We start from the raw sequence: 24,976 nt of genomic DNA on the forward strand, positions 1-24,976 counted from the left end.
GCTACTTCAGACCATCCCTAAGCACTTGGCTGTCTTACAGGCTCGATGAGAGTGGCGAGTGCCAAGCGTCTTACTGTTCCTTCAGTTCCGTAAAACATGAGTAACAGTTTAGACCGCTTTGCAATGGGTTATAACCCCTGGGCACTGCCGCACGTCTTGTCATCGCTTAACCTGCTTGAACAGGCTGAGAGCGAGATTCATGCCAAATTGCTTCAAATTAATAAAAAGCCTTATAAATCAAGCGACTGTTTTTATCGTTAAAAACAGTCGCTGAACGATGACGCCAGTTATTTGGCAACTAAGCGGTGGCCTTACTGTTTCTGCGGATCGAACTGTTTATCGCGAATAAACAACGCCGGGATGACGCCACAGATAAAGTAAGCGCCGCCCATTACCAGGAAACCCATGCCGATGGAGCCATGGGACGCCAGGAACCCGATCGCCGCCGGCGCCACCGCTGCGCCGATACGACCGATGTTGTACGCACCACCTACCGCCGAACCGCGAAACTTGGCTTCGAAGCTTTCGGTCATGTAGGTCGCGTTCACGCCATAGGGAATGCCGTACAGGAAGCCGAACACCACCAGCATCCACAGGATGTTATCGGGGCTCTGGAATAGCACGATCACCGGCAGGAAGATCGCCGTGCCCAAGGCGCCGAATGCGAACACCACGCGTCGACCGAGACGGTCCGCCGCCAGGCCCGCGAGGATCTTGCCGAAGATCATCGCCGCATAAGTGCCGACCATGTAGCTGGTCATCGACTTGAAGTTCATCCCCAGCTCGCTTTCCAGGTACGACGGCATCCAGTTGTTCACGCCGTAGTAACCGAATTGCAGGAAGCCTGCGGTCAGGGCCCAGAGCAGGAACATGCGGCTGGCCTTCGGGTCGCTGAAGATCAGCTTGAACATGCCATCGGGCTTTTTCTTCAGGGCGTGCTGGCTGCCGTTGGCTTTATCTTTCGCCCGTTCGGCGCGTGCGGTCAACCAGGCCTGAGGCTCCGGCACCAGGCGCTGCATCAGCACGGCGAGGATCACCGGGATGATGGCCACGTAGAACAACCAGCGCCAGCCGTGCTCCGGAAGGATCCAACCCGCCAGCAAGGTGGCGACGATGTAGCCCACCGACCAGCCTGCCTGCAGGGTACCCAGCACGGTGGTGCGGTAGCGGGTCGGCACGTATTCGGCCATCAACGTGTTGCACGCCACATACAGCGCGCCCAGGCCGAGGGAGGCGAAAAACCGAGTGGCTGCAAATTGCCAATAGCTGTGGGTCATGCCCAGGATCGCCGTGCCCACGGAAAACAGTACGATGCTCCACACCACGGTTTTCACCCGGCCGAAACGGTCACAGGCCCAGCCGCCGTAGATACCACCGATGGCCATGCCGGCCAGGGTGAAGCTGCCCAGGCTGCCGGCTTCGACGCTGGTCAGGCCGAACTCGGCCTTGAGGCTGCTGAGGCTGTAGGACAGCAACATCAGGTCCGCGCCATCGATCAACAGGCCGAGGAAGCAGAAGATGAAAACGACGATCCACAGTTTGCTTTTTGCAGGCGACAACGCGCCCGCCGATGCGGCGACTTCCATAGCGATACCTTGCTTGTAGTTGTTAGGGCATTGGGTATGGTGGTGCGGTAAGGCCTAGCGTTGCGCCGCGCGAATCATGTTGCGGGCAATCACCAATTGCTGGATCTGCGTGGTGCCTTCATACAGGCGGAACAGGCGCACATCCCGGTAGAAACGTTCGATGGCGTACTCGCTGATATAGCCGGCACCGCCGTGGATCTGCACGCAACGGTCAGCGACGCGGCCGCACATCTCGGTGGCGAACATCTTCGAGCACGACGCCTCGGTGCCGATGTCCCGGCCTTCGTCGCGCTGGCGGGCGGCGTCGAGCACCATGCAGCGCGCGGCGTAGATCTCGGCCTTGCTGTCGGCGAGCATGGCCTGGATCAGCTGGAACTCGGCAATCGGCTGGCCGAATTGCTTGCGTTCGATTGCGTAGTTCAGCGCATCGCTCAACATACGCTCGGCAGCACCCACGCTGACGGCGGCGATGTGCAGGCGGCCTTTGTCGAGGACCTTCATCGCGGTCTTGAAACCCACGCCTTCCACGCCGCCGATCAACTGGCCGGCGGGCACGCGTACGTTGTCGAAAATCACGTCGCTGGTGTGGGCGCCTTGCTGGCCCATCTTGTGGTCGCGTTTGCCCAGGGACAGGCCGGGTGTGTCACGTTCGACGATGAACGCACTGATACCGGCCGAACCACGGATCGCCGGGTCGGTGCGCGCCATTACGGTGAAAATCCCGGCGTGGGGCGCGTTGGTGATAAAGCGCTTGGTGCCGTTGATCACATAGTGGTCACCATCGCGCACGGCGGTGGTTTTCAGTGAGGCGGCGTCGGAGCCCGAGTCTGGCTCGGTGAGGCAGAACGAGCTGAGCAGCTCGCCGCTGGCCAATAGCGGCAGGTAGTGCTCTTTCTGTGCGTCGGTGCCATCCAGCAGGATGCCGATGGAGCCGATGCCATTGTTGGTGCCGAAGTAGGAACGGAAGGCCGGTGAGGTGCGCCCCAGTTCAAAGGCGATGGTCACCTCTTCTTCCATGGTCAGCCCGAGGCCGCCGTAGGCTTCGGGAATGGTCAGGCCGAACAGGCCCATGTCCTGGAACTGGCTGACGATGTCCGCCGGGATTTCATCGGTCTCGGCGACTTCGTTTTCCCGTGGGATCAGCGCTTCGTCGACGAACTGCGCAATGGCGTCCACCAGGATATGAAGCGTTTGTGCGTCTCGGATCATGTGCATTCCTCAGCGGCCCGTTCGGCGGGCCTGTTATCGTCGATCTGCCGAGGCCATGCACCGGTCCAGCTAGCGGGTGGCGGCCTCGATGTTGTTCACCATGTGCTTGAGGCGTGGGCCGATGTCGTCTTCGAGTTTCTCCCGCGAGAGGTGGAAACTCGGTCCGCCACAGTTGAACGCCAGCAAGCCGTGTTGTGCGTGTCGCAGCGGCACGGCGATGGCGTTGACATCGCGGTGCCACTCACCGATCGACATGCAATAGCCGAAATCGGTGTAGTCCCGGAAGGCGCGTTCCAGCCCCTTGCGGATGCTCGGCCAATCCTCCAGATGACGCTGGCGGATGTGGTCGAGAATGAACTCCCGCTCGTTTTCCGGCATTGCTGCCAGGCAGGCGCGGCCTGCTGAACTCAAGTGCAACGGCAACCGTGTGCCGACCTGGCGGCGCATGGTCATGTTCGCTTCGCCCTGGACCACGTCCAGGTACACCGCGTCGAGGCGGTCCCGAGTGGCCATGGCAACGGCCGCCTGGGCGTACTTGGCCATGGTCTCCATCAACGGATGCGCCACGGCGCGGATCGACAGGTTCGACAACATCGCGTAACCGAAGGCCATCACGCCCACATCCAACTGGTACCGGCCTGACTGCGGCAGGTGCTTGAGGTAACCCAGGCGGGTCAGGGTGTGGGTCATGCGGGTGATCGTCGGTTTCGGCAGGCCGGTCTTGCGCGCCAGTTCCTGGTTGCCCAATACGCTCTCGCTCGGCGTGAAACAGCGCAGCAGTTCCAGGCCACGGGCCAGGGCGGTGACGAATTGGCGATCCTTGTCTTCCTCCTCATCGTTGTTCATTGGGTCGATCAACACATGCTCGAAAGCGGAAACTTCGGTGCTGTCCGGCTCGGGGTTTCGACGGCGCATGGTAATCCTCATTTTTTTATAAAATCAACAAAACAAAATAGTATTCCGCACAGCGAAACTAATCAACTTTTTGATCTATGATTTTTTCCAAGGATAAATCCCTTTAAAACAGCGGTTTAGTCACTGTTTTGAGCGTTGCTCGGGTTTTTTCGTTTACACCTGCAGGGTCGATACTTATGCTAATCGACAAATACGGAATGTTATTTCGCACAGCGAAACATATGGCAGTCCAACTAACAAGAACCGTGCAGCAGGAGTGAATGTGACCAGCGCTAATCCACCTGTGGTGACCCTCGACGTCCATGACAATGGCGTGGCCGTGGTGCGTATCCACCGCCCTGAAGTGAAAAACGCCCTCAACGCCCAGGTGCGTGAAGTCCTTGCCGAGCACTTCCGCGCGCTGTCCCGACACCAGGATGTACGCGCCATTGTGCTGACCGGTGGTGAACAATTCTTCGTGGCCGGCGCGGATATCAAGGAGTTCGCCAGTGCAGGCGCGATCGATATGTATCGCCGCCACACTGAATACCTGTGGGAAGCCATCAGCCGTTGCCCCAAGCCGGTGATTGCCGCCGTCAACGGTTTTGCCCTGGGCGGTGGCTGCGAGCTGGCGATGCATTGCGACCTGATCGTGGCGGGCGAGTCGGCACGATTTGCCCAGCCGGAAGTGAAGCTCGGCTTGATGCCCGGTGCGGGCGGCACTCAACGTCTGATCCGCGCGGTGGGTAAATTCCAGGCCATGCGCATTGCGCTCACGGGCTGCATGGTCAGCGCGAAAGAAGCCCTGGCGATGGGCATGCTCAGCGAAATGGTCAGCGACGACCAGACACTGCCCCGCGCCCTGGAACTGGCCGCGCAGATTGCCGCGTTGCCGCCGTTGGCGGTGGAGCAGATCAAGGAAGTGATGCTGGCCGGCGCCGACCTGCCGCTGGAAAGCGCCTTGGTGCTGGAGCGCAAGGCGTTTCAATTGCTGTTTGATTCCAAGGACCAGAAGGAGGGCGCCGCGGCGTTCTTCGAGAAACGCACGCCGCATTATCGGGGGGAATAAGCATGACCGACACCTTGAATACGATGGGGCTGGTGGGCACTGGCGTCATGGGCGCCGGTATCGCACAAATCGCGGCCCAGGCCGGTGTGGTGGTGCGTCTGTTCGATGCGCGTGAAGGCGCTGCGCAATCGGCTCGGGATAGTCTCAGCGGCACCTTTGCCAAGTTGGTGGGCAAGGGCAAGATCAGCCAGGCCGCGATGGAGGCGGCGCTGGCCAACCTGCGGGTTGCCGAGGCGATTGATGACCTGGGCGATTGCGACCTGGTCGTCGAAGCCATCGTGGAAAACCTCGACGCCAAGCGCGGGCTTCTGCAACAGCTGGAAGGCATCGTCAGCCCGACCTGTATTCTCGCCACCAACACCTCTTCGCTGTCTGTCACGGCCATCGCCACCGGTTGCCGACACCCTGAACGCGTGGCCGGGCTGCACTTCTTCAACCCGGTGCCGCTGATGCGCGTGGTGGAGGTGATCGATGGTTTGGCCACCGCGCCAAAGGTGGGCGACGCGCTGCTGGCCCTGGTTGCACGCATCGGCCATCGTGGCGTGCGCGCCAAGGACACGCCGGGTTTCATCGTCAACCACGCCGGTCGTGCCTATGGTACTGAAGCGTTGAAGATGCTTGATGAGGGCATCGCCGAGCGCGGTGATATCGACCGCATCCTGCGCGACGGCGCCGGGTTCCGGATGGGGCCGCTGGAGTTGCTGGATCTCACCGGCCTGGACGTGTCGCACCCGGTGATGGAGTCGATCTACAACCAGTTCTATCAAGAGCCCCGCTACAAACCGTCGCCCCTGACCCGGCAGATGTTGGTGGCTGGACGCCTTGGGCGCAAGACCGGGCATGGGTTCTATCAGTATGAAAACGGCCAGCTTATCAATGGCCCTCAGCCTCAACCCGTACCGACTGTAAGCCCGCAACCGCCGGTATGGATTGCCACCGAAAACAGCGAAGACTACGAGCGCTTGAGTGCCCTGGTGATCAACCTGGGCGCCCATCTGGAACACGCCGCGCAACCTTCGCCTGAGGCGTTGTGCCTGCTGGCCCCGTATGGCCGCGACGCCACCAGCGCCTGCGTGCGCTTCGACACCGACCCCGCGCGCACCCTGTGCATCGACCTGCTGACCGACCTGTCGCGTCATCGCACCTTGATGCAGAACCCACTGACTTCGCCCGCCATGCGCGATGCGGCTCACGCTTTGCTGGCGTCGGACGGTGTGGGCGTCACGGTGATTGGCGACAGCGTTGGCTTCGTGGCCCAGCGCACCCTGGCGATGGTGGTCAACCTGGCCTGTGATATTGCCCAGCAGCGCATCGCCAGCGTCGAGGATATCGACCAGGCCGTGCAACTCGGCCTCGGTTATCCCAAGGGGCCGCTGGCTTGGGGCGATGTCCTTGGGCCTCGGCGGATCCTGACGATTTTGCAGCGCATGAGCGAACTCACCCACGACCCACGTTACCGGCCCAGCCCTTGGTTACGGCGGCGGGCGATGCTGGGTGTTTCCCTGCGCCATGAAGAGCCGACAGCCGGCTGATTTCCCAACCTCACAGGATAAGAACAATGGGTGCATTGACAGGTTTGCGGGTACTGGATTTAAGTCGTGTGTTGGCCGGCCCCTGGTGTGGGCAAGTGTTGGCCGACCTTGGCGCGGAAGTGGTCAAGATCGAACGCCCGAAAAGCGGCGACGACACCCGTGCCTGGGGGCCGCCCTGGATGAAGACCGACACCGGAGAGTCGTCCGGCGAAGCTTCTTATTATCAGTCGACCAATCGCGGCAAGTTGTCCGTGGCCATCGACATGGCCACTCCCGAGGGCCAGGAATTGGTGCGCGCATTGGCGGCCAGCTCGGATGTACTGATCGAGAACTATAAAGCCGGCTCCCTGGCCCGTTATGGCCTGGATTACGCGACCCTGGCCGAGATCAATCCGCGCCTGGTGTATTGCTCCATCACCGGTTTCGGCCAGACCGGGCCGCGTGCCGAAGAGCCGGGTTACGACTTCATCATCCAGGGCATCGGCGGCTTGATGAGCATTACTGGCGAGCGTGATGATTTGCCGGGCGGCGGCCCGCAAAAAGTTGGCGTGGCGTTTTCCGACTTGATGACCGGCCTGTATTCCACCGTGGCGATCCAGGCTGCATTGCTCAGCCGTGAGCGCACCGGCGTTGGCCAATACATTGATATGGCGTTGTTGGACGTGCAAGTCGCCACGCTGGCCAACCAGAGCATGAACTACCTCGCGTCGGGCAAGGTGCCGGAGCGTTATGGCAATGCCCACGCCAACATCGTGCCTTACCAGGTGTTCCGCGCCGCCGACCGTGACTTCATCATCGCCTGCGGTAATGACAGCCAGTTCATCGCCCTGTGCCAGAGCATCGGCCTGCCGCACCTACCGCAGGACCCGCGCTTTTGTCGCAATGCCGACCGCGTTGCCCATCGCGAAGAGATCGTCGCGTTGCTCTCGGCGCACTTCCTGAGGCGCAGCGCCGATGAGTGGGTGGCGTGCATCCATGCGTCGAAGGTGCCGGTGGGGGCGATCAACTCCATCGCCCAATCCCTGGAAGAACCCCAGGTGATCGCGCGTAACCTGATGGTGAACATCCCGCACCCGCAGAACCCGGATTTTGCCATGGTCGGCAGCCCGATCAAAATGTCCGGCACGCCCGTGGAATATGTGCGGCCGGCGCCGAGGTTGGGGCAGCACACCGACGATATCCTCGGTGAGCGGTTGGGCTTGTCGGCGGAGCAACTGGCCCAACTCAAGGCGCGAGGGATCGTCGAGCAGCAGGGTTAGACCAAGGTAGAGCGATCGATCTGCGCGATGGAAGTGACGCCGGTAAGCGTCATGGCCACGCGCATTTCCTTGGCGAAGATGTCCAGCAGGTTTTCCACGCCGTGCTGGCCGTCGGCGGCCAGTGCGTAGGCCGTGGCGCGACCCAGCAGGCAGGCCTTGGCGCCCAGGGCCAGCATGCGTACCACGTCCAGCCCGGAGCGGATGCCGGAGTCCACCAGCACCGTTAGGTCGTCGCCCACCGCATCGGCAATCGGGGGCAGGGCTTTGGCGGTGGATAGCACGCCGTCCAACTGGCGACCGCCATGGTTGGAGACCACGATGCCATCGGCGCCGAAACTCACTGCGTCCTTGGCGTCCTGAGGGTCGAGAATACCTTTGATGATCATCGGGCCTTTCCAGAATTCGCGGATCCATTCCAGGTCTTTCCAACTGATGGAGGCGTCGAAATTGTTCGCCAGCCAGCCGATGTAGTCTTCCAGGTGCGTGGGTTTGCCCAGGTATTTGGAGATATTGCCCAGGTCATGGGGACGGCCCATCAATCCTACATCGAAGGCCCATTGCGGCTTGGTGACGGCCTGCAGCATGCGCCGCTGTGCTGCGAATGGGCCGGACATACCCGAGTGGGCATCGCGATAACGCGCGCCGGGCGTGGGCATATCCACGGTAAACACCAGTGTAGTGACGCCCGCGGCTTGCGCGCGCTCCAGCGCGTTGCGCATGAAACCACGGTCCTTGAGCACATACAGCTGGAACCAGATCGCCTGCGCGCTCTGCGATGCCACCTCTTCAATCGGGCACACCGACACCGTCGACAGGCAGAACGGAATGCCCTTGTTCGCCGCCGCCTTGGCCGCCTGTACTTCGCCACGTCGCGCGTACATGCCGGTGAGGCCCACCGGGCTGAGGATCACCGGCATGTCCAGCTCCTGGCCGAACAGCGTGGTCTTCAGGCTCAGGTTGTCCACATTGCGCAGGATGCGCTGGCGCAGGCTGATCTCGGCCAGGTCCGAACTGTTCGCACGCAGCGTGTGTTCGGCGTAGGCGCCGCCGTCGATGTAGTCAAACAGGAAGCGCGGCAGCTTGCGCTTGGCGGCTGCGCGGTAGTCGGAGGCGGACGAGATGATCATTATTGGAGGGCTCCACAAGGCAAGGTGGCGTCAGGATAGGCAATTGTCTGGCATGATAAAAACAACTTTTATCGCTGGTGGTCAGTCGCCGAAGGAATACTGATGAACCTGAGAACATTGCGTGCCTTTGTCGAAGTGGTGCGCCAGGGAGGTTTCTCCCAGGCCGCCGAGGTGGTGTGCCTGACCCAATCCACCGTGAGCAAGGCGGTCAAGACGTTGGAAGAGGAACTGGGCACGCCATTGCTCAACCGCTTGGGCCACCGTAACGAACTCACCGCTGCCGGCGAAATCGCCTACCGCCGCGCCTTGGTGCTGCTCGCCGAGCGCAACGACTTGGTGGCCGAGATCAACGATCTGCGCGGTTTAAAGCGTGGCGTGCTGCGTATTGGCCTGCCGCCGGTGGGCTGCGGTGTGCTGTTTGCGACGATGTTTGCGACCTACCGCAGCCGTTACCCGGACATCGACATCGAACTCACCGAATACGGCAGCAAAAAGCTGCGCGAATGCCTGGAAGCGGGGGAGGTCGACCTGGCAGCGCTGCTGCTGCCGGTGGATGAAGACTTCGACTACCAACCCGTGCGCAATGAGCCGCTGATGGCCGTGCTGCCTGTCAGCCATCCGCTGGCGCACCTTAAGAGGATCGACTTCACTCACCTGGCGGATTCGCCGTTCATCCTGTTCGAAGCCGGCTTCGCCCTCAACGCCAAGATCCTCGCAGCCTGCGAACGCAAAGGCGTCACTCCCAAAGTCACCGCCCGCAGCGGGCAGATCGACTTCATCATCGACCTGGTCGCCGCCGGACTGGGTGTGGCCTTCGTGCCGCGCATGCTGGCGCACAAGCATCAACATGCTGGCATCGCTCTGATCCCTTTGGATGAACCGCACACCGACTGGCACATCGCCCTGGCCTGGCGCACCAGCGCCCACCTGCCGCCGGCCGCTTTGGCTTGGCTGGAGTTGGCCAGGGAGCACGCCGATTCAACCGGTCATCCGGTTGAGCCGCAACGAATGCCAGGAAATGCTTGACTTATCCTTTTTAATCAGTAACATACGGCGAATTCCGCGATAGCTCAGTTGGTAGAGCAAATGACTGTTAATCATTGGGTCCCTGGTTCGAGTCCAGGTCGTGGAGCCAGATAGCGATATAAAGAGAAGCCTGCAGAGATGCAGGCTTTTTTTTGCCTTGGATTTTTCCAAGGTGATCCAAGCAAACAGCGTGGCAGGCATGGCGCCGTTTCTGACCCTCGATTCAACCCCAAGCAGAAATACCCTCTGTATCCACAGGGAAACAAATTTGTACATTTAATTGACGCCACTATATCGCCACCATATGATCGCCGCTCAATGATGGCGCTGTGCCATATAGAGGGATCTATAAATGTGGCGTTCTGTACGCCGGACCAGGCTTGGCCTGCTGTCCGCATTTTTTTGCCTGAGCGCAGCCGGATTGGCTCAAGCAGCCCCCCCACAGAATACGCCGGGTGTCACCGACCTGATTCGTGATCGCCAGGACCGTTTGCTCGAAGAGCAGCAGCGTCGCCTCGAAGAACTCAAGGACCTGCCAGGGAAAACCGTCGCGCCCACTGCGCCAACAGCTCCAGTCGACACTCGTTGCTTTCCCATCAAAACCATCGAAGTCTCCGGTGCCGACGCGCTCTCTGAGAGCGAACGTCACGCGCTGATCCAGCCCTACATCGGCCAGTGCCTCGGCGTGCCGCAACTCAATGAGGTGCTCAAGGCCATCACTGACCGATACCTGGCCAAAGGACTGGTCACCAGCCGCGCCTACTTGCCACAACAAGACCTCTCCAGCGGCGTGCTCAAGATCCAGGTAGTCGAAGGCCGGCTGGAAGGATTGAAGGGAGAGCAGGGCAGCGGCATTACCGACCGCCAACTGGGGATGAGCTTTCCAGGTAAACAGGGTGAATTGCTCAACCTGCGCGAAATCGAGCAGATGGTCGACCAGTTGAACCGGCTGCCGTCGAACCAGGCACAGATGGAGCTGGCACCCGGCAAGGCCGTTGGGGGTAGCGATGTACTGGTAAAAAACACCCCGCAAAAACCCTGGCGCGTTGGACTGTCACGCCATAACGGCGGCCAGCGCAGCACCGGTGAACAGCAATGGGGCGCCAGCCTTGATTGGGACAACCCGCTTGGCCTGGCCGACCAACTCTCCCTACGCGGCGGCCATGATGCCGTCAGTGACCACCAGAAAACCTCGCGCAACTCGATGCTCAATTACAACCTGCCGTTTGGCTGGTGGAACCTCAATTACAGCTACAGCGAGTCCGAATACCGCTCCCTGGCCCAGGCCAACAACTTCAACTTCAAACAGTCGGGCGACAGCCAGAGCCACCAGTTGCGCCTGGAGCGAGTCATTCACCGTGACGCGCTGAGCAAAACCTCCCTCAGTACCGGCGTGGCTTACCTGCGTACCAACAACTTCATCGAAGACAGCAAGCTGGCCCTGAGCAGCAACCGTCTCAGCGAAGCGCAGTTCGGCATCAATCACGGTCGGCGCATTGGCGGGTCATTCCTCAACATCGACCTGGGCATGCAGGACGGCATCGGCGCCTTCGACGCCCAGGCCAATCACAACCCACGACCGGGCCAGGCCGATGCGCGCTATCGCAAATACACCGCGACGGTGAGCTACCTGTACCCGTTCAAACTGTGGGGCGAGTCGTTGAGCTTCAGTAGCCTGATGACCGGCCAACGCAGTGAGGATGTGCTGTTCAGCCCCCAGCGCATGAGCTTGGGCGGGCAGTCATCGATTCGTGGCTACAAGGATCAGATGCTCTCTGGCGACAGCGGCGGCTATTGGCGCAACGACCTGCGCTGGAGCCGTCCGGTGACCTGGGCCTGGCTGCAACCCGTGCTGGCCGAATACGGCACCAGCCTCGGCTACGACCAGGGCGTGATCCGCCATGGTCGCTACAACGCCGAGCAGCATGGGCGCATGAGCAGCAATTCCCTGGAACTGTTTGCACGCGGCAAGAACGTCGCGGCCACGGTGACCTTTGCACACTCTTTGGAACGACCGGACCCGATCACGGAACGTGAAGCGCCGATCTATTTCCGCATGGATTTCTTCCTTTAATTTTTTACCGCCCTTTGGGCATCGAGACACCACATGGATGTTCGCCAGTTCGCCTTCCTCGCGCGCCAACCTTCTGCGGCCGTAAAAAGTCGTTCTACCTTCCTGGGCTTGCCCAAGCGCGGGTTGGCATTGGTACTGGCCAACGCCATGTTCTGGCAGCCACTGCTGGCTCAAGCGGACGGCATTGCCGTGAGTGGGCCGGGAACCACACTCGGGCAAGCGGGCAACGGCGTGCCGATCGTCAACATTGCTGCGCCGAACGCCAACGGGCTGTCGCACAACCAATTCCACGACTACAACGTCGGTGCTAACGGCGTCATCCTCAACAATGCCACCGACCGTACGCAGTCCACCCAACTCGGCGGGATCATTGTCGGCAACCCGAATTTCCATGGCAGCGCCGCCAGCGTCATCCTCAATGAGGTCAATGGTGGTAGCCCCAGCCAATTGAGTGGCTACACCGAAGTGGCGGGGCAGTCGGCGCATGTGATCGTGGCCAACCCGTATGGCATCAGCTGCAACGGCTGCGGCTTTATCAACACTCCACAAGCCACACTCACCACGGGCAAGGCGGTCATCGAAAACGGCCAGATCAGCCGTTATCAAGTGGACAAGGGCAACGTGTCCATTGAAGGCACTGGCCTGAATGCCAGCAACGTCGATCAGTTCGAAATCATCACCCGCGCCACCATCATCAATGCACAGATTCAGGCGAAAAAACTCACCATCGTGGCGGGGCGCAACGATGTGGACGCGCGCACGTTGAATGCGACGGTGCGTGCGGCGGACGGTAGCAAGGCGCCGGACCTGGCGATTGACTCGTCGGCGCTGGGCGGCATGTACGTGGGAGCGGTGAAGCTGGTTGGCACCGAAGCAGGCGTCGGCGTAAAGCTGTCCGGGGACATGGTTGCCGGTGGCGATATCCGGATTGATGCGGCGGGTAACGTAGTCTTGGGCCAAACCTCAGCCGGTACGGCAGTTGTGGTCAAAGCGGCCAGCGTAGAGGCCAAAGGCGCGGTGTATGCCGGTACTGACCTGTCGGTGAACACCCAAGGCGCACTGATCAATCAGCAAACCCTGGCGGCCAAGGACAGCATCACACTGGACGCCGCTGGGCGGTTGACCAACAACGGAATTATCGAAGCCGGCGTCAATGCCGATAACAGCCGCAATGCCCAAGGCGATGTGCGCTTAAAAGCGCAAAGCATCGACAACACCGGTAAGACGGTGATCGCCAGCCGTGACTTGAGCATCAACACGGGGGAGCTGGCTAATCAGGGCGGCACGCTGAGTGCTCAGCGCGATGCACAACTGAATGCGTCGATTCTGGACAACCAGAATCAGGGCCGGATCCTTAGCGCAGGAAGCCTAGGTGTTACCGCTAGCCAACTGCTAAATCAAAACGGTCAACTGCTGGCAACTGAGGCCACGTTGGCTGTGGGCTCTCTGGGTAACGATGACGGTCAGATTCAGGGTGATAACGCTCTGTCGATCAAGGGCAGCGCCATTAGCAACCTTCGCGGCACTATTGCCGCCGGTAAGCGCCTCGACGTCACCAGCGCCGTGTTCGACAACACTGCTGGCAAGGTGATCAGTGACGGCCTATTGACCACTGTGATCGCGAGTCAACTGCTTAACCAGACGGGCTTGTTTGCCTCCAAGGGGGACGCGCGTCTCACGTTGGGAAGTCTCGACAACCGTCAGGGCACCGTCGTCGCTAACACGAACCTGAACTTGCAATTGAACGGTGTGCTGAATAACCAGCATGGCACCCTGCACGGCGATAATCGCTTGGATTTGAATGCAGGCCACGTTGACAACAGCGTGGGGGGGCGCATCAGTAGTGGCCAGACATTAAACGCCAGTGTCAGCAGCCTTGATCAGCACAACGATGGTCGTCTTTTCGGTCAAGGTGATGTCAGCCTCGATCTGAATGGCGGTCATCTGAATAACCAGGGCGGTTTGATCCATGCACCAGGTGTATTGCTACTCAATAACTTGGCCAGCGTGGATAACCGAGGCGGCGAAATCTCCAGCGCCCAGGCGCTGGTTTTCAAGGCTGACAGCCTCGATAACCGCAACGGCAAACTGCTCAGTGAGCAAGGACTGCAGGTGCGTATCGCGCAGACCCTGGACAACGCCAAGGGTCTGGTCGCCTCTACCGGGCTGGATCTGCAAGCCAACAGCCTGAATAACACGGACGGTAAACTCAGTGCGCGTAATGACCTAACTGCACGTGTCACGACAAGCCTGCTCAATGGCCAAGGCGAGATCCTCGGCGCTACCACCTTGCTGACCGGTACATCACTGGATAACGGTAACGGTTTGATCCAGGGCGACCAGCGCCTGACCCTTAATCACACAGGCCTGATCAGCAACCGCAACGGGCGGGTGATCGCCGGGCTGGCGTCGGACCTGAACGCTGCCAGCCTCGACAACACCGGCGGCACGTTCACCAGCGATGGCACGCTGAAGGCGTTGATCAACGGCCAATTGCTCAACCAGGCCGGGCTGTTTGCCTCCACCGGTCTATTGCAGTTGACCGCCGCCAGTCTCGATAACCAGAACAACGGCCGCATCACCGGCAAGAGTGAGCTGGCGCTGACCGTTGGCCAACTCGATAACCGCAGCGGTTTACTCAACGCTGGCAAAACCATGACCTTGAAGGTCGACAGCCTGGACAACCGCGCGGGTGAAATGTCCAGCTTGACGGACCTGGCGCTCAACGGCAGTCAGTTGGATAACAGTGCCGGTGGCAAGGTACTCGCCAACGGCGATATTCAACTGAACCTCGACCGGCTGAACAACCAGTTCAAGGGCAACGTCTTTGCCAAGCGCAACCTGAACATAGTGCTCAACGGTCCGCTGTTGAATCAGCAAGGCACACTGCGCAGCGATGCGACCCTGACCCTGGACATGAACCACGGCGCACTCAACAACGCTGCAGGCCTGATTAACACCCCCGGTGCGTTGATACTCAAAAACCTTTCCACGGTCGCCAACCAGCAAGGCGAAATCTCCAGCGAGCACGCCTTCTCCCTGGCTGCGCAAAGCCTGGACAACAGCGAAGGCAAACTGCTCAGCGATCAAGCCCTGACCCTTAAGATTGACCAGGCCCTAGTCAACATCAAGGGCGTGATCGCCGCAGCCGGGCTCAATGCTCAGGCCGCGCGGTTGGACAACACGGAAGGCGTGCTCAACAGTTCAAAAGACCTGACCCTGGCGGTGGCCGGCGCATGGCTGAACACCGAGGGCGAGGTGTCGAGTGCTGGCGCCAGCGTGATTGACGCCATGACCCTGAATAACCGCAATGGGCAGGTCTTGGGCGACGTCAGTCTCGCCCTGACGACCCGAGGCGCGCTGGCCAACCAAGGCGGTACGCTCGGTGCCGGGCAGCGGCTGCAAGTGACCGCGTCCAGTGTCGACAATAGTCAGTCCGGCAGCCTGGTCAGCGATGGCAGCGTCACGGTGCAGGTAGGTGGGCTTCTGGATAACCAAGCCAAGGGTCGCGTGTTGTCCAAGGGCAACATGACTCTTCAGGCGGGCAGCTTCGACAACCGTGGCGGTGTGCTGAACAGCAAGCAGGCGCAGACCCTCACCGGGCAGTCCTTGAAAAACCAGGGCGGCCTGGTCAGTGCCGTTGGGCCGTTGCGCCTGACGTTGGACACGGCGGACAACACCAAGGGCCGTATCGCCAGCCAGGCTGATCTCGACGCTACGGTCGGCGTGCTGAACCAGCAGGGTGGCGAACTTGCCGCCCAGGGCAACCTGAGCCTTAGCGGCAACGACCTGGATAACCGCAATGGCGGCCTGGTAGGCGCGACAAAAGTGCTGAAACTCAATGTCGATCGCGTGGATAACCGCGTCGGGGAAATCTCCGGCCAGCTCAAGACCGAGATCAGCGGCCAGCGCCTGGACAACAGCGGCGGCAAGGTATTGGCCGGCACCGCACTGGAACTGGCGATGGTCGAGGTGATCAACCGGGCCAAGGGCCTGGTGTTCGCCCAGGATGTACACCTCAATGCTGCGAGCCTGGACAACACCGAAGGCACGCTTGCCGGTCAACGCTCGCTGGCGGTGCGACTGTCGGCCGGGCTGGACAACATGCGCGGCAAGATCAGCAGCGAAGGCGGCCTGCAACTGCACGCACAGCGGGTGGATAACAGCGGCGGCAGCCTGTCCAGTGCCGGTGACCTGACCCTTGCAAGCGACGGTGAGCTGCTCAACGTGGGCGGTGTGGTGGAGTCTGCGCAGGCGCTCAGTCTCACCAGCGCTGGCCTGAATAACAGCGCGCAAGGCCTGCTGAAAAGCCAGGGCGCTGCCACCCTGACTACCGGGCAATTCAACAACGGCCTTGGCGGCCGTGCGATCAGCGCCAACAGCCTCGACATCAAGGCCACTGACCTCAACAACGGCGGACGCATCGCCAGTACCGGCGCGCTGAATGCAAACCTTGCAAGCCTGACCCAGGCAAGCGGCAGCGAACTCTTCAGCAGCAGCCAGGTGAACCTGGGCATGAATCACGGCGAGCTGGCCAACGCCGGGGTGATCAACGCACCGATCCTGGTGTTGAAAAACCTCGGCAACGTGAACAACCGCAATGGTGAAATCTCCAGCCAGAACGCCTTCACCCTCGCGGCACGCAGCCTGGATAACGGCAACGGTAAGTTGATCAGCAACCAGGCCCTGGACCTGCGCATCGAACAAGCCCTGGCCAATGCCAAGGGCAGCATCAGCGCGGTCGGCCTCAATGTGCACAGCGCCAGCCTGGACAACACTGACGGTCTGGTCAGCAGCCGTGGTGGCCTGGAGATCGGCGCTGACGGCCTAGTCGACAACCAGCGCGGCAGCCTGATTGGCGACGGTGCCGTCCTGCTGACCGCCGCAAAACTGGACAACCGCGCGGGCGAAATAGCGGGTAAGGCCAAGGTCACCGTCAACGCCAATCGCATCGACAACCAGAAAGGCCAGTTGGTCAGCACCGACACCCTGGCACTTACGGGTGCCAATCTCGACAACCGCAATGGCCTGGTAGGCGCGACAAAAGCGCTGAAGCTGGACGTTGGCGACGTCGATAACCGTACTGGTGAGCTGACCAGCAACGCCGACCTGAGCATCACTGGCCAACGTCTGGACAACAGCGACGGCGGACAGGTGTTCGCAGCCGCAGGCTTGAGCGTGGCGGTGGATAACGTACTCAACCGTGTGCGCGGCCAATTGAATGGCCAGCGCCTGACACTGACGGGTACAGCGCTGGACAACAGCGGCGGCAAGCTGCTCAGTCAGCAACTTTTGGTGGTGGATCTGGCAGGTGACCTCACCAACAACCAGGGCCTGCTGAGCAGCGAAGGCACGCTGGACGTCAAGGCGCGCAGCCTCGATAACACCAAGGGCAGTCTCTCCAGCGCGCAAGGCCTGAATGTGGTTGTCAGCGATAACCTGAACAACCAGGGCGGTGAACTGGTCACCGACGCCAGCTTGACGCTGCGCAGCGCTAACCTGGGCAACCAGCAAGGCACCCTCAGTAGCAAAGGTCCGGTCGCTGTTACCACGGGCACCCTGAACAACCAGGCCGGCCGCCTTAACAGCGGCGACACCTTGACCCTGGTCGCTGGTCAGGTGAACAACGGTGGCAGCATCGGCAGTGCCAAGGCATTGGACGCCACCGTGACCGGTCTTGAGCAGCAGGCCGGCAAGCTCTTCAGCCAGGCCGGGTTGAGCCTGGACCTGAGCAACGGCCAATTGGATAACCGTGGTGGTTTGATCAACGCCAGCGGCCCGCTGCTGCTGAAGAACCTCGCCACCGTCGATAACCAGGGCGGTGAAATCTCCAGCGACCAAGCCTTCACCCTCGCCGCGCAAAGCCTGGATAACAGCAACGGCAAGCTGCTGAGCAACCAGGCCCTGACACTGCGAATCAACCAGGCCTTGGCCAACATCAAGGGCCTGGTCGGCGCCGCCAACCTCAACCTGCACGCAGGCTCCGTGGGCAACCAAGGCGGTACATTGACCGGCCGAGGCGAGCTGCAACTGACCAGCGACGGCCTGCTGAATAACCAAGGCGGCAATCTGTTGGGCGGTAGCCGCGTAATCCTCAACGCGATGGCGCTGGATAACACCGTCATTGGCTTGGTCAACAGCCAAGGCTCCCTCGATATTGCGACAGGCAACCTCAGCACTGGCAGCGGCGGTGAGGTGTCCGCCAAGGGCTCGATGGACTTGAAACTCAGCGGCTTGACGCTGGGCGGCGGTCAAATCGTCGGCGCGCAGGGCGTGACCCTCGATTTGAACGGCGCTGAACTGGATAACCGCAACGGGCTGATTTCAGCCAAGGGCACGCTGGCCCTGAACCGAGTACGCGCCATTAATAACCAGAATGGCGAACTCTCCACCCAGCAAAACCTGACGCTTAACCTCAATAGCCTGGATAACAGCGGCGGTAAGTTGATCAGCAGCCAATTGCTCTCTGTCAACGCAGGCACACTGCTCAACCAGAATGGATTGTTGTCCGGCTGGCAGGGATTGAGTGTTAGTGGCGACAGTCTCGACAACCGCAACAACGGCACGCTTTCCAGTCGCAACGGCGCGGTGGACGTGCGTCTTACCGGCGCTCTGCTCAATACCTCTGCCGGCGCGGTGGCCAGTCAGGGACGGCTGGACCTCACTGCCGCCAGTCTCGACAACAGCGGCGGCATCCTCTCAAGTGGTGCGGGACAAAGCCTGACCGTCACCGGCCAGTTGAACAACCGCAACGCTGGCCTGATCGGCAGCGGCGCCGAACTCGAGCTGCAGGCGGTCACTCTGGACAACCAAGGCGGTACAGTCAGCGCGCAAAAAGCCCTGGCCATCACCGCCACAGACCTCAACAACACCGGCGGTACCGTCGCCGGGAACGACCGCTTGACCCTTAACTTGCTGGGTTCGCTGAACAACACCAATGGCAAGTTGGCCAGCGCGGGCCCGCTGTCGCTAAAGCGCGCGATGCAGATCAACAACCAGGGTGGCCAGATAGCCAGCCAAGGGTTGCTGACCTTACTGGCTGGCGGCCTGGACAACAGCCAGCTCGGCACTGTCGCCGGTAAAGGTCGTGTGGCGATCACCACCACTGGCATCCTGCAAAATGACGCCAAGGGCCTGATCTACAGTCAGGAAGCCGACCTGCAAATCAAGTCCGCAGGGCTCTCAAACGTTAGCGGCGTCGTGCAGGGCCAGAGCGGTTTAAGCTTCGACGTCAGCGGCGATATCGATAACCAGGGCGGCAAGCTCCTGGCGCAAACTGGCGACACTGTGATCAGGGCCAACACCCTTAACAATCAGGGCGGTAATGTAGCCAGCCTGGCCGGGGGAGTGGATGCCGCATTAAGCGACAGTCTGCTCAATGGCGTTGGGCAAAGCAAAGGCGGGGTAGTGCAAGGCCAGCGTGTGAACCTGACAGCGCTTACCGTCGATAACCAGCAAGGTCGTATCGCCGCCCAGGACGGCGATGCTGTTATCACGGCCAATCAATTCCTCAACGCCTATGGTGGAGTGTATGCCAAGGGGACGTTGCAAACCCATGGCACCTGGTTGGATAACAGCTTCGGGCAAATCTCCGCCAAGCGCATCGACCTCGGCGTCAGTGGGCAACTGAGCAACCACTCGGGGATTATCGAAAGCGAGGAGACACTGACTTTACAGGCTAATGACCTGGTCAATCAGGGCGGCCAGCTACGTGCCTTGGCGCGCGCGGGCAAGACCCAGTTCCAGATCGGCAACCTGTTCGACAACCGCAATGGCGTAGTCGAAACCGCCAACACCAACCTGGGCCTGGCAGCCACTACTTTTCAGAACACCGGCGGCCAACTCCTGCACACCGGCGAGGGCGATTTTGATATCTCCCTGCCCAATGTCACGGGTGCCGGTGGCAGCATCGTGACCCGTGGCGGCCTGACCCTGAATGCTGACACTTGGACCAACAGCAGCGTCATCGAGGCAGGACGCCTCAATGTGAATGTCGGCACCTTCACCCAGACTGAGACTGGGCAGTTGCTGGCCTCTTCACGTCTGGAAGGCAAGGGCGGTCACTGGATCAACAATGGCCTGATCGCCAGCGATGGTGGCCTGGCGCTGCAATTGACGGGTGGTTATGAGGGCAGCGGTCGAGTCAGCAGTGTAGGGGCGCTGGACCTCACGGCTGCACAATTGACCGTGGGGCAACTCGCGAGCATCGCCGGTGGAGGCAATAGCCACATCGCTGTGGGCGGGACGCTGGCGAATGAAGGGCGGATCACCTCGGCTAGGGACCTGAATGTATCCGCAGGCGCGATCAATAACAGCGGCACGCTGGGCAGCAACGCAAACCTGCGCCTGACCACACCTGCTTTGTTGAACCAGAACGGCCTGATTTTCAGCGGCGGCGACATGGCGCTGCGCACCGATACGTTCACCAATCGATTTGCCGATGTTTACGGCCTGGGGAATGTGAGCATTGCCAAGGATGACAACAACGGGCAGAGCACGTCGATCAACAATATTTCGGCGACGATCGAGAGTGGCGGGGATCTGAACCTGGCGGCGGCGAGTATCGAGAACCGTAAGGATGTGTTCAAGACCACGGGGGGGTTGGTATCCAGTTATATCGGACTGCAGTGCAGTAGTTGTTCGTACATAGACACCAATCGCTCTACCGATAGCTACTTGGTGTGGGCCCAGAACTTCAAATCTCAGATCGAAGAAGACTCGGCTGCAGCCAGCATGACGGCTGGTCGAAACTTTACGGTCACGGGCGGGGACCTGAGCAACAAGAACTCTACGCTCACGGCAGGTGGGACCATCAACTTTGTCCTGCAGAACTTTATCAGCGAAGGCACTTCCGTTGGTGAGTACAGCCTACGTCGCTCCTATAGTTTTGGGGATGTACACCCATACGATCTTTCGCGTTTCATGCAGACGGTGATGAACTATAACCGTGGCCATGACCCGTCCTATAATCCGCGCGCACCAAACATCCACGTGTGGACCAGCAATGGTACCGAGTCGGTTGTTCGCGTGATCAATCGACGTAATGGTCGCGAAGACCCAGGCAACACTCAGTATGGACCACTGAACGTCAAAGCCTCCCTGTATGTTGACCCGAGCATAGGTGCGACAGATGGGCCTTGGGAAATGGTCAGTACCCGTCCGTTCAACAGCACCACCATCGGTTCCACAACAGCGGCAGGTGCGGTGGTTCAAGCCGGCGGTGCCGTCAGTATCAACGCAACACAAAACCTAACCAACAGCGTGGTACGCCAAAACGTAGCGGTCACCGGTAATGCATCCCGTGTGGGTGCTACCCAGGTCACCGGCAACACTGCGGTGATGGTTACGATCAACCGCGTACTGCCACCCGGTCTCGCCCTACAGCAAGTCAACCCGGTGGCCCTTCCAGGTTTCACCTTGCCCACCGGCAAAAACGGCTTATTTCGCCTGAACGGGCAAGCTGCGAACACTGGGCAGGTGAGCAGTGGCGACACTGGCGCGCAGAGCTGGACGCTGGGCGACGCCAACGTAGGCTTGGTGCAGCGCCAGCAACCCTCGCCCGACGTCTCCGGCCGGATCCTCCAGGTTAGTAATGCAGCGCAAGCCGCAGCAGGTGTCCATCAAGTCGCACTGACCGCTCGCGACGCCGGGGCCGTCAGTGGCAGTGCCAGTACGATTAGCGTCGCCGGCAATACCGATAGCGGTGCATTGCCGACCGGCCGTACCACAGGGATTGAAATCAGCCACGGTAATGCGGCCAACACGCAGGTTTCAAGGCCGGACCTAGGCTTGCCTGTATTGACACCTGCTGCCCGTGATACGAACGGTGCGCTTGATGGCTCCATCGCGTCCAACACCGGCGCCGCTATCAACATTCCAATACTCACCCCGCTGGCGCAAGGCAGCACTCAACCTGGGGCAGCGCAACCCATTAATCGCGTCCAAGGCTTGCCCAACAGCAGCGCCCTCTCGCAACCACATAAATATCTGATCGAAACCAATCCTGCACTGACCGACCTCAAGCAATTCATGAGTTCGGACTACCTGCTCGCTGGCCTCGGCTACAACCCTGACGAGAGCGCCAAGCGCCTCGGAGATGGCCTCTATGAACAGCGGCTGATCCAGCAAGCTGTGGTCGCTCACACCGGTCAACGCTTCCTCGACGGCCAGACCTCGGACGATGCACTGTTCCGATACCTGATGGATAACGCCATCCGCAGCAAGCAACGCCTGGATCTATCAGTGGGTGTGTCGCTGACAGACGCTCAGGTTGCAGCACTGACGCATGACATCGTTTGGCTGGAAGAGCATGAGGTGGCTGGCGAGAAAGTCCTGGTGCCGGTGCTTTATTTAGCCAATGCCGACCAGCGACTGACGTCGAACGGGGCATTGATTGCTGGGCAGGACGTCAGCTTGATCGCCGGTAAAGACCTCGTCAACGCAGGCACCTTACGTGCCAGTAACAATCTTTCAGCGGCCGCAGGTGATGACCTTGTCAACAGTGGCCGGATTGAGGCAGGAAACCGACTGGATCTATTGGCGGGAAATAACATTGTTAACCAGTCTGGCGGTGTGATTGCTGGACGCGATGTAGCGCTGACGGCAGTGAAGGGGGATGTGGTAAATGAGCGCAGCCTGACTGGGTTGGGCATGGGGGAGGGGAATCGCAATTACTACGGTGATTCTGCGCGTATTGAGGCGGCAAACGATCTGACCATCAAGGCTGCACGTGACTTCACCAATAGTGGTAGTTTCCTAAAAAGTGGTGGCGACACTCTGATTGACGCCGGTCGCGATATCAACATCGTCGCAACGAAAGCGCTTGATTCCGGTTTCAGCGGCATGGGAATGCGTACCAGCGCAGTGACACAAAGTACTTCTTCTGTCAGTGCTGGGCGAGACGTGGTGATGAACGGGGGGCGTGATCTGAACGCGATCGCCAGCTCAATCAATGCCAAGCGCGATATCGTCATGAATGCCAAAGAGAGCATGACTATCGCCTCTGCCGCGAATGAGGAACACGCTTTCGGCAAGAGCAAGAAGAGGACCATCCAAGAAGACCATGTCAGCCAAGTTGGATCGTTGGTTAGCGCAGGCGCGGATGTACGCCTTAGCGCTGGCCATGATATGGATTTGATCTCCAGCCGTATAACCGCTGGCGACGAAGCTTATCTGGTGGCTGGCGAGAAACTAAGCCTGCTTGCTGCGCAGGACAGTGACTATTCGCTCTATGACATGAAGAAGAAGAGCAAAAGCAAAAAGCAGACGCAGCACGATGAAGTGACAAAAGTCGTAAATGTCGGGAGCGAAGTCAAAGCCGGTGGCGACATCGCCCTTATCAGCGGCGGTGATCAAAAATACCAGGCGGCAAAACTGGAAAGCGATCAAGACCTGACTGTGCAAAGCGGTGGTGGGATTGAGTTTGAAGGGGTGAAAGACCTGCATCAGGAGAGTCACTCCAAGAGTAAATCAAGTCTTTCCTGGAACAGCATGAGCGGTAAAGGCAACACCGATGAGACGTTCAAGCAGACCCAGATGACGGCCAAAGGCAACATCGTTATTAAAGCTGTCGATGGGTTAAAGATCGATGTCAAACACGTCAATCAAGAAACGGTCAGCCAAGCCATTGATGCGATGGTCAAGGCAGATCCGCAACTGGCTTGGCTCAAAGAGGCTGAGAAGCGCGGTGATGTAGATTGGCACAAAGTCCAGGAAATTCACGAGAGTTTCAAATATAGCAATTCTAGCTTGGGAAGCGGTGCTGCGCTGGTGATCGCTATCATCGTTACCTACTTTACTTGGGGGTTGGGCGCTGAGCTTGTAGGTGCAGCAGCGACATCGACTACTGGCCTTGCCGCCAGCGCCGTGTACACGGGGGTAGCAGTAAAGACTGCGACAAGCACCATCAACAACAGAGGAGACTTGGGGGCGATCGCAAAGGATGTGACTTCGGGCGACAGTTTGAAAAGCTACGCGATCGCAGGACTTAGTGGCCCGATAGCAAAATTATTTGGGGTGACCGGGGCATTCACTGCAGCTGACCTTGGCAGACAACTTGCGGTCAATTCGGCACTTAAAACCGTCGTGAATGGCGGTAGCTTTACCAAAAATGTTGGTCAAGCGGCTCTGGATCTCAGTGCAAGTCTTCTTTCTGGAATGATTTATGAACAAGTGGGCACGAAGCTGGTGGGGTCCGAGCTTTCCACTAAAGTCGCGGTGCATGCCATTGTCGGAGGCCTCATCGCGGAAGCGGCAGGTGGAGATTTCGTATCAGGTGCCGTAGCAGCAGGCGCTAACAAAGCGCTGATACAAGCTTTTGGTGACGATTTGTTTCCGGGCGAAGCGCACGAGCGTCTTTTAGCCATGACCTCTCAACTGATCGGCATGACGGTCGCAGCAGGTTTGGGAGGGAGTGCAAAAGACCAGGAGGTTGCAGCATGGGTAGCCCAGCAAGGAACGATTTATAACGAACTACAGCACAAAGAGGTCGAGGCGCTTATCGGTGAAGCGAGAACCTGTGAAGCCAAAAACAACTGCCGGGAAGTCATCAATAAATACGCCGATTTGAATGAGGCTAACGAAAAACGCCTGAATGGCATTTGCGAGAATGATCCTGCGAAATGCAGGGAGGCTTACAGCGAATGGGTAGTGAGTTACTACAAAACTCATGAGTTCATTTCTCAAGTACGAGCCAGTGGTAGCCTGCCCGATGAGGTGTCGCGCATGCTGATAGCGGTAGACGTGATGAACACCAACTCCCGCGATAGGGTTCTTGCGGCGGGAATCGCCCAAAACGTGTTTGGCGCAGCAAGTCAAGCAGCAGCAGGAGTAGGCGTTGACGTAGCCCCTGAAACCCTTGGTACACTTTCAAAATGGACTGCAATCCTATTTGGTGCCAAAAAAGCAGCAGGCTCTCCAACCGTCACAATCAGGGATCATTATGACCATCATTTAAATATGGTTGATGACATTAAAGATCAGTTGATCAGACAGGGTTATCGAGTCAGTGATAAGGAAATTTCCTTTGGAAGCTCTTGCGGGACCGGTCGCTGTAGACCTGACATCGTGGCAGAAGCACCTGATGGAACCATCAGGATTATCGAGGTCAAGACGGGAAATGCCGATTTAAGCATTCGGCAATCTGAAATATTTCCACAGATTCGTGATGGAAGTTCGATCCCTAGGGAAACTCTGAAAAAG

10 protein-coding genes and 1 tRNA gene are annotated in these 24,976 nt (G+C 59.5%); 7 read left to right on the forward strand and 4 right to left on the reverse strand.

The genetic code is table 11. The features are described 5' to 3' along the window. Positions 1-311: 311 nt before the first annotated feature. From HX793_RS27345 to HX793_RS27355, 3 genes are all read right to left on the reverse strand, one after another. Positions 312-1,586, reverse strand: coding sequence for an MFS transporter (locus HX793_RS27345; RefSeq protein ID WP_177053569.1), 1,275 nt, complete (start codon positions 1,584-1,586; stop codon positions 312-314). Positions 1,587-1,640: 54 nt separating this feature from the next. Beyond that, the gene (locus HX793_RS27350; protein ID WP_177053568.1) at positions 1,641-2,795 is read right to left on the reverse strand and encodes an acyl-CoA dehydrogenase family protein; all 1,155 of its coding nucleotides are present in this window, start codon (positions 2,793-2,795) and stop codon (positions 1,641-1,643) included. A 69-nt stretch (positions 2,796-2,864) separates the two neighbouring features. Next, positions 2,865-3,710, reverse strand: coding sequence for an IclR family transcriptional regulator (locus tag HX793_RS27355; protein WP_122555173.1), 846 nt, complete (start codon positions 3,708-3,710; stop codon positions 2,865-2,867). Between the two features lie 262 nt (positions 3,711-3,972). On the opposite strand from HX793_RS27355, the gene HX793_RS27360 reads away from it, so the two are divergent. From HX793_RS27360 to HX793_RS27370, 3 genes are read left to right on the forward strand one after another with little or no spacing between them, the layout of a single operon-like run. Continuing rightward, positions 3,973-4,758: an enoyl-CoA hydratase gene (locus HX793_RS27360; RefSeq protein WP_177053567.1), complete on the forward strand. Its 786-nt coding sequence runs from the start codon at positions 3,973-3,975 to the stop codon at positions 4,756-4,758. Between the two features lie 2 nt (positions 4,759-4,760). Continuing rightward, on the forward strand, positions 4,761-6,290 hold the full coding sequence (locus HX793_RS27365) for a 3-hydroxyacyl-CoA dehydrogenase (RefSeq protein WP_177053566.1): 1,530 nt from the start codon (positions 4,761-4,763) through the stop codon (positions 6,288-6,290). A 26-nt stretch (positions 6,291-6,316) separates the two neighbouring features. Further along, complete coding sequence (locus tag HX793_RS27370; RefSeq protein WP_177053565.1) at positions 6,317-7,549, forward strand: CaiB/BaiF CoA transferase family protein; 1,233 nt, start codon at positions 6,317-6,319, stop codon at positions 7,547-7,549. Here HX793_RS27370 and lldD read toward each other — a convergent pair. Continuing rightward, on the reverse strand, positions 7,546-8,676 hold the full coding sequence (lldD, locus tag HX793_RS27375) for an FMN-dependent L-lactate dehydrogenase LldD (RefSeq protein ID WP_010208917.1): 1,131 nt from the start codon (positions 8,674-8,676) through the stop codon (positions 7,546-7,548). The genes HX793_RS27370 and lldD overlap by 4 nt on opposite strands. 102 nt (positions 8,677-8,778) lie before the next feature. Here lldD and HX793_RS27380 point away from each other — a divergent pair, with 102 nt between their 5' ends. The 4 genes from HX793_RS27380 to HX793_RS27395 form a co-directional block, all read left to right on the forward strand. After that, positions 8,779-9,702: a LysR family transcriptional regulator gene (locus tag HX793_RS27380; protein ID WP_177053564.1), complete on the forward strand. Its 924-nt coding sequence runs from the start codon at positions 8,779-8,781 to the stop codon at positions 9,700-9,702. Positions 9,703-9,735: 33 nt separating this feature from the next. After that, positions 9,736-9,811, forward strand: a tRNA-Asn gene (locus HX793_RS27385). Between the two features lie 243 nt (positions 9,812-10,054). Further along, entirely contained in the window at positions 10,055-11,776 is a 1,722-nt protein-coding gene (locus HX793_RS27390; protein WP_256348450.1) for a ShlB/FhaC/HecB family hemolysin secretion/activation protein, read from the forward strand. Positions 11,777-11,809: 33 nt separating this feature from the next. Continuing rightward, positions 11,810-24,976, forward strand: a 13,167-nt coding sequence (locus HX793_RS27395) for a two-partner secretion domain-containing protein (protein ID WP_178905560.1), incomplete at its 3' end; no start/stop codon positions are given.

Source organism: Pseudomonas reactans (genome assembly GCF_013387025.1).
GTDB lineage: Bacteria > Pseudomonadota > Gammaproteobacteria > Pseudomonadales > Pseudomonadaceae > Aquipseudomonas > Aquipseudomonas reactans.

Coding starts and splice junctions, on each gene's coding strand:
- HX793_RS27345 (WP_177053569.1), bottom strand. CDS start 1,586: ATGGAAGTCGCCGCATCGGCGGGCGCGTTGTCGCCTGCAAAAAGCAAA.
- HX793_RS27350 (WP_177053568.1), bottom strand. CDS start 2,795: ATGATCCGAGACGCACAAACGCTTCATATCCTGGTGGACGCCATTGCG.
- HX793_RS27355 (WP_122555173.1), bottom strand. CDS start 3,710: ATGCGCCGTCGAAACCCCGAGCCGGACAGCACCGAAGTTTCCGCTTTC.
- HX793_RS27365 (WP_177053566.1), top strand. CDS start 4,761: ATGACCGACACCTTGAATACGATGGGGCTGGTGGGCACTGGCGTCATG.
- HX793_RS27370 (WP_177053565.1), top strand. CDS start 6,317: ATGGGTGCATTGACAGGTTTGCGGGTACTGGATTTAAGTCGTGTGTTG.
- lldD (WP_010208917.1), bottom strand. CDS start 8,676: ATGATCATCTCGTCCGCCTCCGACTACCGCGCAGCCGCCAAGCGCAAG.
- HX793_RS27380 (WP_177053564.1), top strand. CDS start 8,779: ATGAACCTGAGAACATTGCGTGCCTTTGTCGAAGTGGTGCGCCAGGGA.
- HX793_RS27390 (WP_256348450.1), top strand. CDS start 10,055: ATGTGGCGTTCTGTACGCCGGACCAGGCTTGGCCTGCTGTCCGCATTT.